At 40.0% G+C, this 13,333-nt stretch carries 16 protein-coding genes; 12 read left to right on the plus strand and 4 right to left on the minus strand.

The features are described from left to right. Positions 1-91: 91 nt before the first annotated feature. Positions 92-1,354 (plus strand): class II fructose-bisphosphate aldolase, encoded by a 1,263-nt coding sequence (locus GXZ13_03270; GenBank protein ID NLX74858.1) that lies wholly within the window; start codon positions 92-94, stop codon positions 1,352-1,354. 83 nt (positions 1,355-1,437) lie between these two features. Here the strand turns inward: GXZ13_03270 and GXZ13_03275 are convergent, their stop codons facing one another. Continuing rightward, the gene (locus tag GXZ13_03275; protein ID NLX74859.1) at positions 1,438-2,277 is read right to left on the minus strand and encodes an aminotransferase IV; all 840 of its coding nucleotides are present in this window, start codon (positions 2,275-2,277) and stop codon (positions 1,438-1,440) included. A gap of 253 nt (positions 2,278-2,530) precedes the next feature. On the opposite strand from GXZ13_03275, the gene rmuC reads away from it, so the two are divergent. The 4 genes from rmuC (at position 2,531) to GXZ13_03295 (ending at position 5,753) form a co-directional block, all read left to right on the plus strand. After that, complete coding sequence (gene rmuC, locus GXZ13_03280; protein ID NLX74860.1) at positions 2,531-3,865, plus strand: DNA recombination protein RmuC; 1,335 nt, start codon at positions 2,531-2,533, stop codon at positions 3,863-3,865. 143 nt (positions 3,866-4,008) lie between these two features. Further along, on the plus strand, positions 4,009-4,830 hold the full coding sequence (locus tag GXZ13_03285; protein NLX74861.1) for a 4Fe-4S binding protein: 822 nt from the start codon (positions 4,009-4,011) through the stop codon (positions 4,828-4,830). Positions 4,831-4,852: 22 nt separating this feature from the next. Continuing rightward, positions 4,853-5,281: an acyl-CoA thioesterase gene (locus GXZ13_03290; GenBank protein NLX74862.1), complete on the plus strand. Its 429-nt coding sequence runs from the start codon at positions 4,853-4,855 to the stop codon at positions 5,279-5,281. Positions 5,282-5,327: 46 nt separating this feature from the next. After that, positions 5,328-5,753, plus strand: coding sequence for a hypothetical protein (locus GXZ13_03295; GenBank protein NLX74863.1), 426 nt, complete (start codon positions 5,328-5,330; stop codon positions 5,751-5,753). 58 nt (positions 5,754-5,811) lie between these two features. Here the strand turns inward: GXZ13_03295 and GXZ13_03300 are convergent, their stop codons facing one another. Beyond that, positions 5,812-6,288 (minus strand): glycine/sarcosine/betaine reductase complex selenoprotein A, encoded by a 477-nt coding sequence (locus GXZ13_03300; protein NLX74864.1) that lies wholly within the window; start codon positions 6,286-6,288, stop codon positions 5,812-5,814. A 50-nt stretch (positions 6,289-6,338) separates the two neighbouring features. Next, the gene (locus tag GXZ13_03305; GenBank protein ID NLX74865.1) at positions 6,339-6,662 is read right to left on the minus strand and encodes a thioredoxin fold domain-containing protein; all 324 of its coding nucleotides are present in this window, start codon (positions 6,660-6,662) and stop codon (positions 6,339-6,341) included. Between the two features lie 228 nt (positions 6,663-6,890). On the opposite strand from GXZ13_03305, the gene GXZ13_03310 reads away from it, so the two are divergent. Together GXZ13_03310 and GXZ13_03315 are read left to right on the plus strand one after the other, a co-directional pair. After that, positions 6,891-9,389, plus strand: a complete 2,499-nt coding sequence (locus tag GXZ13_03310; GenBank protein NLX74866.1) for a leucine--tRNA ligase — start codon at positions 6,891-6,893, stop codon at positions 9,387-9,389. Continuing rightward, the gene (locus GXZ13_03315; protein ID NLX74867.1) at positions 9,389-10,306 is read left to right on the plus strand and encodes a hypothetical protein; all 918 of its coding nucleotides are present in this window, start codon (positions 9,389-9,391) and stop codon (positions 10,304-10,306) included. Before GXZ13_03310 ends, GXZ13_03315 begins: the two co-directional genes overlap by 1 nt. Positions 10,307-10,401: 95 nt before the next feature. On the opposite strand, the gene GXZ13_03320 is transcribed toward GXZ13_03315, so the two are convergent. Beyond that, complete coding sequence (locus GXZ13_03320; GenBank protein NLX74868.1) at positions 10,402-10,668, minus strand: 30S ribosomal protein S20; 267 nt, start codon at positions 10,666-10,668, stop codon at positions 10,402-10,404. Positions 10,669-10,905: 237 nt separating this feature from the next. Between GXZ13_03320 and rpmH the strand changes: the two genes are divergently transcribed. The 5 genes from rpmH to GXZ13_03345 are packed head-to-tail and all read left to right on the plus strand — an operon-like array spanning position 10,906 to position 13,281. Next, on the plus strand, positions 10,906-11,040 hold the full coding sequence (rpmH, locus tag GXZ13_03325; protein ID NLX74869.1) for a 50S ribosomal protein L34: 135 nt from the start codon (positions 10,906-10,908) through the stop codon (positions 11,038-11,040). 6 nt (positions 11,041-11,046) lie between these two features. Beyond that, a complete protein-coding gene (gene rnpA, locus GXZ13_03330; protein ID NLX74870.1) occupies positions 11,047-11,466 on the plus strand; it encodes a ribonuclease P protein component in 420 nt (139 codons plus the stop codon). Continuing rightward, positions 11,438-11,713 carry a membrane protein insertion efficiency factor YidD gene (yidD, locus tag GXZ13_03335; GenBank protein NLX74871.1) on the plus strand — a complete coding sequence of 92 codons (276 nt, stop codon included), beginning with the start codon at positions 11,438-11,440 and terminating at the stop codon, positions 11,711-11,713. The genes rnpA and yidD overlap by 29 nt, the downstream gene beginning before the upstream one ends. Positions 11,714-11,722: 9 nt before the next feature. Beyond that, positions 11,723-12,595 (plus strand): YidC/Oxa1 family membrane protein insertase, encoded by an 873-nt coding sequence (locus GXZ13_03340; protein ID NLX74872.1) that lies wholly within the window; start codon positions 11,723-11,725, stop codon positions 12,593-12,595. A 5-nt stretch (positions 12,596-12,600) separates the two neighbouring features. Beyond that, positions 12,601-13,281, plus strand: a complete 681-nt coding sequence (locus tag GXZ13_03345; protein NLX74873.1) for a KH domain-containing protein — start codon at positions 12,601-12,603, stop codon at positions 13,279-13,281. Positions 13,282-13,333 lie beyond the last annotated feature (52 nt).

Genomic DNA, 13,333 nt, shown 5'->3' on the forward strand with positions numbered 1-13,333 from the left:
AGCTTGTTTTTTTCTCTTTAATTATTTATGGCAAAGGGCTACAATTGAAACAGTAAGGCCTATTAAATACTTACTCCAGGAGGAGATAACAATGGATGTCAATAGCAAAGCGTACAAAGAATTACTCAAAAAACGTCCTCTCAATGTGCAGGCACGTTTTGGCAGCGAGGGTATAGGACTTGTAAGCGGTAGGGATATCATTGCTGCAAACAAAGAAGTAGACTCGATTGTTTTGGCAGCAAACGCAAGACACCCTCTTGTAATTAAAGCCGTTCTTAAAGCGGCAAAAAAGAAAAATGCAGCAGTACTTATTGAATTGGCTAAATCAGAATCCACCTATTGCGGAGCGAACTTTGACAATATCCCAGAATATGCACTTCAGTATTCACAAGAAATGGGCCATGGAGCCGTATTTGGACTTCATGTTGATCACTATGCCATAAAGAATCAAGAAGACGTACTTAAAGGTGTTGGGCATCTAAACAAAATACTTATGAATGGATTCACTTCCGTGGCTATAGATGCTTCTCATTTAGAAGACTATGACAACTTTGTTGCTACTCGTTCGCTTGCGGGTTGGCTTCCCTCGGAATTGGGGCTTGAAGTTGAAGTTGGAGAAATCAAAGGGCCAGGAGAACTTTCTACCGTGGAAGAAGCCTCTTATTTTATAGGAGGTCTAAACGCATGGGGTGTATTTCCGGACTATTTGGCTATTTCTAACGGAAGTCTTCACGGCACATACGATCCGACAGTTGGGCAGATGGAAGGCATAGACCTCAGGAGAACCAAAGAAATAGCAGATGCAATTGAGCCGTATGGCGTTACTATCGCACAGCATGGAATCTCGGGGACTCCTCTTGATAAATGCTCAACATTCAGAAAATATGGAATACGTAAAGGCAATGTTGCCACTCTATTCCAAAATATTTACTACGGTGTAAAGATGGACCCCGATACAGGCAATGCCATCACAGATGGTGGAGCTTATATAAAAGAATCAGACAGAGGCATCACTGTAGGACTTTGGGAGAAAATAGTCGCTGCCGGAGATGAGCTTGGCATGAGTCGGAAGAGCGGAGATTACAAAAAACTAAATCTGCCTTTTTATGAAATGATTTTAAATGAGCCTCAGCCAATCATAGATAGAATTGTTGATGAGATGCAATATTGGGCGGAGAAGTATATTGATGCATTTGGAGCAGCAGGAAGTGCAGATGCTGTTGCTGAAGTAATGTCGCGTCGCCCAGACCATAACGCGTCTCCGGACAGAAAGATAATTGCCTCAAGAAAAGATTACACTGCGGGGAAAGCACCAAAAACTGGTGGCAACGACGGTAAAAATTACGACGACTAAATAGCTTATTATAATAAATTAGGGGGTTGGCTTTTTCTGCCGACCCCCTTAAATTTTTGAGAAAGTAAAATTTAACTGCTATCTTAGTCGTCCAGCCAACGATGAATGTTGTCTAAAAATAACTTATGTAACCGTAGTGTCAACGGGCCTGGTTTACCGTTCCCTATCACATGTGTCCCCACTCTGACAATAGGCAACACTTCTTTTATAGAGCTTGAAGTAAAAGCTTCATCTGCCTCCGCAAGTTCGCTCTCAAGAGGACACCTCTCTATAATCTCAATCCCATTCTCTGATGCCACAGTTAGAACGATATCGCGGGTTACACCTTTTAATACTTTACCAACTGGTGCTGTATAAAATTTACCTTCTTTACAAAGGAAAAAATTGCTTGTCATAGCCTCTGAAATTTCACCGTCTTCGGTTATATAAAGGGATTCAAAAAAAGTATCATCTCTTTCAGAAAGAGGAATTAGTCCGAAAAGATAGTTTGTGCTTTTAATAAGAGGAAAAGAGCGCCCTGCTCTGTTTGGTTTGAGTGCGACACCGTTCCTTCTTTCTTCCTCGGTTGGCGTATTTAGCTTGTCAAAAATTACAAAAAAACGAGGATTTGGAAAGTGCCCCCTATCGTTTATATCTCCACCAGTAACATAGGCTTTGATTACGCTGTTTTTGGGGACATCATTTCTCTTTAAACCATCTTTGATGACTTGCGGAAGTTTTGTGAAGATATCACCAATTTCTATTCCAGATCCTAAAGCGCTTTCTTCCAATCTTTTTAGGTGAGCTCCTGCGGCAAAGGATCTCCCGTCATACACTCTAATTGAATCAAAAGCCGCGACTCCGCGTTGAATAGACATATCCGTAACAGGAATAGCACATTCGGAGATCGGCATAAATTCCCCATTGTAATAACATACAGTTATGATAAAAACCTCCTTGAAAAAATATTAAGCAAATATGTTAGAGAGTATACTACTAAAAAGATTAAAACAAAAATATTTGCTTATAAAATAATGTATTGAAAAATATTATTTTTAAAAGAATGGCTAAGATATAACAAAATAGTAATATAAAATATTGTATGATTAGAGGGCTTACATATGGTAACGCCGTGTGAATATTCTTGTGCCTTTTTAAGGCTGCGACTATAATATAGGAATTACGGAGGTGCATGTCATGTATTTGCCAACAGTATTAATAATATTGATATCCTTAGCCGTCATTTTTTTTATATGCGCAATTATCTTACTATACAAAAACAGCAGAGGCATAGATAAGATTGCAAGTGAAACTCTTTTTAAACTAGAATTGTTTCAAGAAAAATTAGATGATACGGAGAAAGATATAACTCTAAATTTATCCACCATAAGAAAAGAGCAGGCCGATAGTGCACGTTCCGGTAGAGAAGAGCAATCAAAAAGCATTTCATCTTTTGGAGATGCACAAGCAAAGAGAATAAAGGAGATAGGAGATTCTCAAAGAGAGAGCTTGAAGTCCTTCTCAGAGCAGCTGATAAGCATAAGCAAACTTAATGAAGAAAAACTTGAAACAATGAGAGGTACGGTAGAAAAAAAACTTGCTGAGCTTCAAGAAAACAACGAAAAGAAATTGGAAGCAATGAGAAAAACAGTGGATGAACAGCTGCACAGCACTTTAGAAAAACGACTAGGCGAAGCCTTTAAGACTGTCTCAGAAAGATTGGAACAAGTTCATAAAGGGCTTGGGGAAATGAAAGTTCTGACAGACGGTGTTGGAGACCTCAAAAAAGTTCTCACAAACGTAAAAGTCCGCGGCACCTGGGGCGAAATGCAGTTGAACTCACTATTGGAGCAAATATTAACTGAAGATCAATATCGTAAAAATGTCGCAACTAAACCAAAAAGCAATGAAAGAGTTGAATTTGCAATAGCCTTGCCGGGAAGCGACGAGGGAAAAGAGCCGGTCTGGCTTCCTATAGACTCTAAATTTCCATTAGAGGATTATCAGCGCTTAATAGCGGCATCAGAGTCCGGAGATTTAGACGGCATAGACGCTTCACAGAAAGCATTAAAAAAACAAGTAATAGAAGAAGCAAAAAAGATAAGGGACAAATACATAGAACCGCCTTATACAACAGACTTTGCCATTCTATATTTGCCCATAGAGGGTCTTTATGCAGAAGTTTTGCGCATTGAGGGATTAAGTGACACTCTTACTCGCGAGTGCAGAGTTGTTCCTGCAGGCCCGACTACAATAACAGCATTGCTGAATAGCTTGCAGATGGGATTCAGAACTTTGGCGATTGAGAAGCGTTCTAGCGAAGTTTGGATGCTTTTAGGCAAAGTAAAAACAGAGTTTGGGAAATTTGGAGCAGTGCTTGCAAAGACAAAAGAAAAAATTGAATCAGCAGGGAAAGAGCTTGAAGCAGCGGAAAGAAGAACGAGAGTCATTAAGAAAAGCCTGAACAAAGTTCAAGAACTGCCAGAAAAGAAGGGCGAAATAGATTTTTTAGAGGATGAATTAGAAGACTAAGCTGATAAATGTAACATGCTCGTTGCAGCTATCCTCACATCTAGATAATTCAAACTTTATTCTTTATTAAAACTTCAACATATACATGATTAACACTAAAAAATACTAAAAACGAAAAAGAATTTAATTCGGGAGGACTTACAATGTCGTTATTTACAGTAAATGAAGAGCTATGCATAAAATGTTCTTTATGCGTGCAAGTTTGTCCCAGCTGGCTCATAAGCTTTGATGAAAAAGGATTCCCTGAGATTCTGCCGCCAAATGAAGCAAGATGCATCGAATGCGGTCACTGTGTTCTTTACTGTCCTACCGAGGCGAACACACTCTCTTTTATAAATCAAAACAAACTGTTAAAAGCTAGAGAATTATCTTTGCCGGCCAAACAAGAGGCCATAAATTTCATTAAATCACGTCGAAGTATCAGGCGTTTTAAAAAGGAGATAATTTCAAAAGAGCTTTTTGCCGAAATTTTTGAAGTTGTCAATCAAGCTCCTACTGCTTCCAATAAACAGCCGGTACGTTGGATAATTTCTGATGATCCCCAAAAAACAGAAGAAGTCGCGAAGATGGTTCTTGCCTGGATGTGTACTTTTCTTGAAAATCAGCCGCAGAGCCCATTAACCTTCATCGCAAAGAATATGAAGGCCAAGGCAGATGAAGGGATAGATGGTATTTTACGAGGAGCTCCTCACATAGCGATAGCTGTGGTCAAGTCCGATTATAAATGGCCTGAAGACGGCACCATAGCTCTTACATATCTTGAACTAGCAACGCATGCATTTGGTGTTGGTGCTTGTTGGGGTGGGTTTCTTACGACCGCAATAAGAAATAATCCAAACCTTAGAAAGTTTTTAGGCATAAGCGACGATGAGCACATTTGCGGAGCGCAACTGCTAGGGTTTCCCAAAAATCTACCCACGCGACAGTTTGCTCCCCGCAAAGAAATGAATATAAATTGGCTTTAAATTTTTATTCGGAGGAACTTATATGAAGAAAGAATATAAATTAACCAAAACAATAAGAGTGCGTTACGCTGAAACGGACAGGATGGGAATAGTTTATAACGCCAACTATTTCTGTTGGTTTGAAATAGCACGTACAGAACTTTGTCGACTTTGGGGCACACCCTACACTAAATGGGAAGAGGATGGGTTATTTCTTCCTGTAGTGGAATCTCACTGTAGATACAAACATCCCGCTCTTTATGACGATGAGGTACAGCTTTGGTGCCGCGTGTCAGAAATAAAGCCTCACACAGTTACATTCGAATATAGAATATTGCGTGCTTCAGACTACAAACTCATCGCGGAAGGATGGACCAAACATGGGTGTACAAATAAAGAGGGACGTCTGTACAAAAAACTACATCCATTTTATATTTGGATTAGCTCACACAATTCAGAGGTACAAGAGTAGTTATATAAAGAGAAAAAAGAGCTTTTTCGGTTTTTCTTTAGTAGAGATGATAGCTGTTTTAACAATAATTTTATCTCTTTTTGCTATGGTTAGCCTAACTTTTAACCAAAGTCATGATGAAAGTAAAATTGTAAAACAAGAATCAGCGGAGCTGGCCACATGGCTTTCAGAGAGAATGACAGAGGCTAAATTAGAAGAAGTAAATTTTAAAATATATTTATCTGAGTGGTGTCCTTACAACTCTCAATTAACATTATTGTGGCAGACTGGGCCTAGTGCAACTAAGTCTGTCTCATATAAGACGGATAAAGCATATATAAGAAATGAAACTCAGGCCTATGAGTTCGTGTATGACTCAAAATGGCAGACATTGTCTCCTGCTGTGACCTTCTCAATCAGATCTTTGTCTGACCCGTCAAAGTATAAAAGACAGGTTACGGTTTCTGGAACTGGTTATGTAAACGAAAAATAAAATTTTATATCAATGAAACAGGTCGACTTAGATTAAAGTCGACCTGTTTCATTGAGTTTTATAAAGATTCTTTTGAGTGTTGTTCTCTTATATTCTTAACAGCTGCTGCTAGTTCTTCCGGTTCGAGCACCATCTCCATCATTGAGATGTGATTTTCCCACTCTTCTGGGTTGCACTCAGTTCGAATAGCTTCATCAAAAATATGGTAAACGGGGAGTCCCAACGAGACTCCTGCAAGGGGGCCTGCAAACGTCGGATCGCCGATTGTAACTGTTTCAGCGTATATTTCTGCGCCTTCTGCGTCTGAAGAACCTAATATCACAACGCAGTTTTCGGCTCCGTATTTTTCAGCTGCATCTTTCACGCGCTGCTGATTTTGCAGATCCATTGCTCCTGCCGCGGTTCAAACAAAACATTCAGTTGCTGAAAACACTACTTCAGCTGCCGTGTCTTTTAGGCAGGCTTCCATCGAAGGTCCAGGAACGCCGTCCCGTTCTCCCAGAAGAAGAAGCTTTTTATTCGATAACTTTCCCATTCTTCTCACCTCCTATATTTATTTTTATGTTTTAATTATATCTATGAAACTTATGCAATAAGGTTTTGGATTTCTGTTTTTATTGCTTCAGCAGTGCAATCTTGGTTCATTAGGCGTTTTACTTCAACTCCATCTTTGAAAAAGAGGAAAGTAGGGAGGCCCATTACGCGAAACGACATAGCCACTCTTTTATTGGTGGAGCAATCGACTGCGGTAAACTTTACCTTATCTCCGAATTCTTTTTCCATTTCTTCATAAAGAGGTTTTAGCGCCATACAGGGACCGCACTGAGGACCCCAGAAATCAATAACAACCGGAAGATTTTTTTCCTCGCGTACTTCAGCATCGCAATTTTCTTTTGTCAAATCAATCATTTCTATCAACCTCCAAAATATTTTACTTATGTTTTATGCGGTATTATCATATCATGAGAAATTCTTGTTTTAAAGCATAAGATAACTGCGTTTTATACGGATTTAATTCGTTCGTAATGACATTGCGGAAATCTCTCTCTCTTGTCCAAGATGTGGCTGGAGTATATAATGCTATGTTGTACAGAATATTACGACTTAAGGTTTTATTGAAAAGCGGAGGAGATATTAATGCCATATAAATTTGAAGAGATAGAGCCAAAATGGCAGAAAAAATGGTCTGATTCAAAAATTTTCGAGGTAGAAAAAGATAGTAGCAAAGAAAAATATTACTGTTTGGAAATGTTCCCTTATCCAAGTGGAGTTCTTCATATGGGACACATGCGCAATTACTCTATAGGAGACTTGCTTGCACGTTTCAAAAGAATGCAAGGCTATAACGTTCTTTATCCCATGGGATTTGATTCCTTTGGAATGCCTGCAGAAAATGCTGCTATCAAGAATAAAACGGCACCCTCCGAGTGGACTTGGAAAAACATAGAACATATGACTAATCAGTTAAAACGGGCTGGATTTAGCTATGACTGGCGCCGTCGCATTGAAACGTGTAACGTAAACTACTATAAGTGGAATCAGTGGCTTTTTCTTCAATTTTATAAAGCAGGACTCGTATATAGAAAACATGCCCCAGTCAACTGGTGCGAAGAGTGCAAAACAGTACTCGCAAACGAACAGGTTGTTGGCGATGGCGTTTGCTGGCGCTGTTCGTCAGTTGTTACAAAAAGAAATCTTGACCAGTGGTTCATTCGCATAACAGACTACGCTCAGGAATTAGTAGACTGTTTGGACGATTTGAAAGATTGGCCGGAAAGAGTTGTCACGATACAGCGCAATTGGATCGGCCGCTCCGAGGGAGTCCACTTTAGTATGGACGTGGCAGAGACAGATTTGAAAATAGAAGCTTTTACAACGCGTATTGACACAGTTTATGGAATAAGTTTTGTTGCAATAGCAGCAGAACATCCTTTTGTCGAAGAGTTTGCAAAAAAACTTGGAGGGGAAAAAGGAGAAGAAATACGTGCCTTTGCAAATAAAATAACTTCTCGCAGCACAATAGAAAGAACTGCTGTTGGCACAGATAAAGAGGGCCTAAACACTGGATTTTTCGCTATAAACCCTGTGAATGGCAATAAGGTGCCCATTTGGATAGCAGACTACATCTTGATGGATTATGGAACAGGTGCCATCATGGGCGTTCCTGCTCATGACCAGCGAGATTTTGAATTTGCAAGAAAGTATGGAATGCAAGTTATTCCTGTTGTACGCCCCATAGATGCACCTCCTTTGGATGGAGAAAAAATGACAGAATCAACGGAAGCCGACGGAGTAGTTTGTAATTCAGGACAGTTCGACGGACTAGACACGTCAGTTGCGATAGAAAAAATGGGATTATGGTTTGAAGAGAATAAGCTAGGGAAAGTTGAAGTCCAGTTTCGCCTTCGTGATTGGCTAATCTCCAGACAGCGTTACTGGGGAACGCCCATACCAATGGTTTACTGTGATAAATGCGGAGTCGTACCGGTGCCGGAAGATCAGCTGCCTGTAGAGTTGCCGTTAGATATAGAGATGCCTCCCAATGGGGGTAATCCATTAGAACAAAGAGAAGATTGGATAAACACTACCTGTCCATCTTGCGGAGGTGCAGCTCGTCGCGAAACAGATACAATGGATACCTTTTTCTGTTCCTCTTGGTATTTTGAACGCTATACTTCTCCTTGGAGCACGGATGTACCGTTCGAGAAAGAAGACGCTTCCTACTGGATGACCGTGGATCAGTATATAGGCGGTGTTGAGCACGCGTGCTTGCACCTTATTTACGCAAGATTTTTCACAAAGGTCTGTTCCGATTTAGGTTTCCTCCCTAAAGACATGAGAGAGCCTTTTAATCGCCTCCTGACTCAAGGAATGGTGATAAAAGACGGGACAAAAATGTCGAAATCCATAGGCAACGTTGTTGACCCGGATGAAATAATTAACAAATATGGTGCGGATACGGCCAGATTGTTTATTCTTTTCGCATCACCACCTGAGAAAGATCTTGATTGGTCCGAGCAGGGAGTTGAGGGTGCCTATAGATTTTTGTGTAGAGTTTACAGGCTCGTTGAAAATAATCTTGAAACATTGAAGGCAGCTTCAAGAGATAAAATAAACATGGCTGATATAGACGGCTCTGAGTCTCGTGCAATAAAAAGAATTATTCACAGCACTCTTTCTAGAGTTACACAGGATGTCAGTCGTGAATATCAGTTTAATACTGCAGTTGCACGACTCATGGAACTGACAAACGCTCTTTCTGCATTTGAGCCTAAAAGCAATCAAGATTCCGCTCTTATGAGAGAGGGCGTAGAAACCTTGTTATCCTGCCTATCTCCTTTTGCTCCACATATTACAGAAGAGTTGTGGCACCTCATAGGCAATGATACATTTTTATCAACAAGCAAGTGGCTGTCTGTAGATGAAAGTGCTCTGGTAGAAGATTTTGTAAACATCGTGCTACAAATAAATGGAAAAGTCCGAGAACAATATAAAGTTCTGCCAAATCTTTCAAAGGAAGAATTGGAAAAAGAAGTTATGTCGCGCGATGAGACAAAGAAACGCTTAGAAGGGTCGACTGTGGTAAAAGTAATCACTGTTCCCGGAAGGCTAGTAAATGTAGTGGTGAAAACTTAATGCCTGAACTTCGCCTACTGGTTGCCTCAGGAACAACTCAACGTAACCTCCTTCAAGAGACCGTCTCTGATTTTGAGAAAAAGGGATATGTTCTCAGATCTAGGCAAGAGGGTGGTGAATGGGCAACTGTATTATCAGATAATATGTCGGTAGGTTTATTTGATGAAAACATATTAGTCGTGGTTGATTCTGCTGAACTTATGGGAGCCATGCCCGAAAAACTTTCCTCCTTGATAGAGGATAATTCTTCTGTAGTTATCATTCTGGTGTATGATTCCCTTCCAACAAAACTCATTCCAAAAGAAATTCTAAAAAAAATTCCTGTCATAAAGGCGATGGAAATTCCTCGCTGGCCCAACGAACGACAGATATGGTTATCGAGGCTTGTGAAAGAGATGAATATAAGCATGACCAGAGATGCCATTTCACTGATTGTGGAGATGATAGAGGACACTGAAGAAATAAAGAGGCAGCTACTTAGTCTTTCCATGCTCAAAAAACAGGGAGAAGTTACCTCCGAAGATGTAGAACTCCTCTGTTTTGATGACGGAAACAGAAATCTTTTAAAACTATTAGATGGCATTTGCGAAGGAGATACTCTATCTTCTCTAAAAAGTTTGCACAGCATATCAAAAAAAGGAGATCTCTTCCCTTTACTATCGGCACTTCACAATAGAATGCGCCTTGCTTGGTATGCAGCTTGTAACCCAGGGAAAGAAGATATGTTTGCAAATGTTTTAGAAGCTAGAAATTATGCGTGGCGAAAAGCAAGAGAGGCATCCAAAAGATATGGTAAAAAAAATATAACCGAGTTTGTAATGGGATTAATAAGATTGAATATGGAAGAAAAAAGTGGAATAGGTGCAGGTTGGAACTCTCTTGAAAGTTTAGTAATATCTCTTTTGGAAAATAAATAAAAAATAAAAACAACAACAACAAAAGCGGAGCATTAGCTCCGCAATAATTTTGTCAGAATAAATAGGTTGAGAAATCGTAAAGTAAATCCGCTTAATTATAAAGAAAGACTTTTTACTTTTTCAGCCATATTTGCCTTACGACGTGCTGCTGTATTTCGGTGGACGACGCCCTTTACTACCGCTTTATCCAGTACACCCTGAGCTTCGTTCAGCTTCTTAGTAGCAAGCTCGGTATCTTTCAATTCAACTGCTTCAAGAACTTTCTTTACTGCGTTTTTGCAGCGTGTTTTCCAAAAGCGATTGTAGATGCGGTTCTTCTCTGCAACCTGAACTCGTTTCTTTGCTGATTTCTTATTTGGCAATGCCGTCACCTCCTTCTTTAAATGCAGAAAGTATATTAGCACATATATGGGTAATTCCGCAAGTTCTCTTTGTGTTTTGTCTATCAATTAATATAAAATAAATAAGATTTTAGTAACACTTATTAAGAATTACCTTGCCCCATGGTGTACTCTGTGATATATTACTTTAGTTAGCAAATTAGCAATAAATTTGGTAATATTCTAATAGAGGGAAATAAACCACAGGAGGTGTAATCTGTGAAAAGAACATTTCAACCGCATAATACAAGCCGCAAACGTTCAATGGGCTTTTTGGTGCGCTCTGCCTCCCCAAGTGGACGTCGTATCTTAAGAAATCGCCGTCGCAAGGGAAGAGCAGGTCTCGCCGTCTAAATAGTTGTGAAATTTGGTTTTTCATCCGCCAATCGGTTAAAAAGCGGGTGGCAGTTTGACATCGTATTCCGCACCGGACGTCGTGAAACAGGCGAACTGGTGCGGTTATTCTTTCTTGAGCAGCCTCTGGAATCAAAAATGATCGGGGTTGCTGTGGGAAAGAAGATGGCTAATGCGCCGCAAAGATCACGAGGACGTAGAATTCTAAGAGAATCCTTTAGAAGGCTTCTTCCGTGGATTAAGGATGGAGTTTGGATAGTGGGCTCACTGAGAGAAAAGGCCTTAGATGCCTCTGCAAAAGATATTTATATTGACATCTCCACAGTCTTAAAAAAAAGAAATTTAATGAAGGAAGATTGGCCCGGCATAAATTGGGATGTCGATAGCAAACAAAAAAATGAAAAAAATTGTTGCTTTTTTGATTAAACTTTATCAGCTTACGCTATCTCCACTTTTAGGTGGAGGTAAGTGTAGGTTTTACCCCAGCTGCTCACAGTATGTTTTAGAGGCTGTGGATAAGCATGGATTTATTGACGGAATAGTTCTTGGTATATCCAGGTTTTGTCGTTGTGGTCCCTGGAGTAAAGGTGGCTATGATCCGGTACCAGATAAGCTTTGTTTTGGATTAGGTTATCGGTTAAGTAGAATATTAGATAGAACTTCGAAAGGTTAGGTGTATATGGTGGGTGCAATTTGGAGTAGCGCAAGTCAACTTCTTCACATGATTCTTGAGTTTTTTTATCAAATTACACATTCATACGGTTTGGCAATCGTTCTTTTAACATTAATCATAAGGGTGGCTCTTTATCCGATCACCAACAAACAATTGTTGAGTATGCAACAGATGCAAAAGATACAGCCTAGACTAAAAGTTATACAAGAAAAGTATGCGAATGATAAACAAAAACTAAATGAAGAGATGATGCGTCTTTACAGGGAAAATAACGTAAACCCTGCAGCAGGCTGTTTGCCTCTCTTAGTGCAACTTCCAATATTAATTCTTTTATTCAACGTGCTTCGTTCATATGACTTTGCGGGCACATCTTTTATAGGCGTTCTCCTCGGTTCTTCAACTATAGCAGGTCTTGCACAAGCCGTAGGAGCGGAAGCTGCTGCCAATGGTTCATATCAAATGTTGACGGTCTTTGGGAGCATTTTAAAAAACCCTGCAGGACTGGTAAATATAAATTATTATTTAGGCAACCTTATACTGCTTCTCGCCATTTCATTTTTAACCTGGGCTCAGCAAAAACTTTCAAGCGGCGATAACCCACAGATGGCAACAATGGGAACGGTCATGCCGTTTTTTATGGGCTTTATATGTTTATCCATGCCCGGAGGAGTAATGCTATATTGGGGGCTCTCGTCGTTAGTCGGAGTAGTACAGCAGTATTTTGTAATGAAAAAAGCAAAAGAAGAAATGGAAATAAAACCGAATCTTCACAAAAACAAACCCCTTCAAAACAGCGATGTTTATGAGGATGATGAAGAAGATGAGGATGAAGACGAATATGAATACGAAGACGACGAAGACGATGAAGAAGAGGAAGATTAAACATGATTCGTGAAAGAGATCAACAAGCACCGATACCTGAAATAGACAGTGCAGTTCTCGAATGTAACTCTGTTGAAGAGGCATGTGAGAGAGGAGCGGAAATGTGGGGTATCGAACCGGAAGATATAGAGGCTTCCATTTTAACGGAAGATAAAAAATTTTTCGGTCTCTTAGGGGCTAACTTGAGAGTTGAAGTCCGTCCATTTGCTCCGCTTTCTTATATAAAATCATGTCACTTACTAAACGACATTCTGGAAAGAATGGACTTGGATCTTGTCCCAGAACTCACAGATGATGGCATGATAAATTTGATAGGGGAAGATGCGGGAGTTGTGATAGGAAGATATGGAGAAACTCTTAAAGCCTTAGAATATCTCACTAATCTTATTTGTCATTTTGATATGTCAGCAAGACGAGTACGTCTTGACTGCGGAGGGTACAGGGACAAACGAGAGCAAACTTTGGCACGGCTTGCAGAATCAGTGGCACGTGAGGCCATTCGCAAAAGGACCTCTGTTAGCCTGGAGCCAATGTCAAGTTGGGAGCGCAGGCTTGTGCATATAGCTTTAAGGGACAACAAGGAAATAGAAACATATTCTGTCGGAGAAAATCCGGACAGGCGAGTCGTGGTCACTCCTATCTTCGCTGGTTCCCCCAAGAGAAAAGACTCAAAGAGAACAATATAAAACGAGAAAATAACGAACACTTTTAATAAAACATAGTTAAAGCCGGTAATGC

It is taken from the genome of Synergistaceae bacterium (genome assembly GCA_012728235.1).
GTDB lineage: Bacteria > Synergistota > Synergistia > Synergistales > Synergistaceae > JAAYFL01.

Coding starts and splice junctions, on each gene's coding strand:
- GXZ13_03270 (NLX74858.1), top strand. CDS start 92: ATGGATGTCAATAGCAAAGCGTACAAAGAATTACTCAAAAAACGTCCT.
- rmuC (NLX74860.1), top strand. CDS start 2,531: ATGTATTTGCCAACAGTATTAATAATATTGATATCCTTAGCCGTCATT.
- GXZ13_03285 (NLX74861.1), top strand. CDS start 4,009: ATGTCGTTATTTACAGTAAATGAAGAGCTATGCATAAAATGTTCTTTA.
- GXZ13_03290 (NLX74862.1), top strand. CDS start 4,853: ATGAAGAAAGAATATAAATTAACCAAAACAATAAGAGTGCGTTACGCT.
- GXZ13_03295 (NLX74863.1), top strand. CDS start 5,328: ATGATAGCTGTTTTAACAATAATTTTATCTCTTTTTGCTATGGTTAGC.
- GXZ13_03305 (NLX74865.1), bottom strand. CDS start 6,662: ATGATTGATTTGACAAAAGAAAATTGCGATGCTGAAGTACGCGAGGAA.
- GXZ13_03310 (NLX74866.1), top strand. CDS start 6,891: ATGCCATATAAATTTGAAGAGATAGAGCCAAAATGGCAGAAAAAATGG.
- GXZ13_03315 (NLX74867.1), top strand. CDS start 9,389: ATGCCTGAACTTCGCCTACTGGTTGCCTCAGGAACAACTCAACGTAAC.
- yidD (NLX74871.1), top strand. CDS start 11,438: ATGAAAAAAATTGTTGCTTTTTTGATTAAACTTTATCAGCTTACGCTA.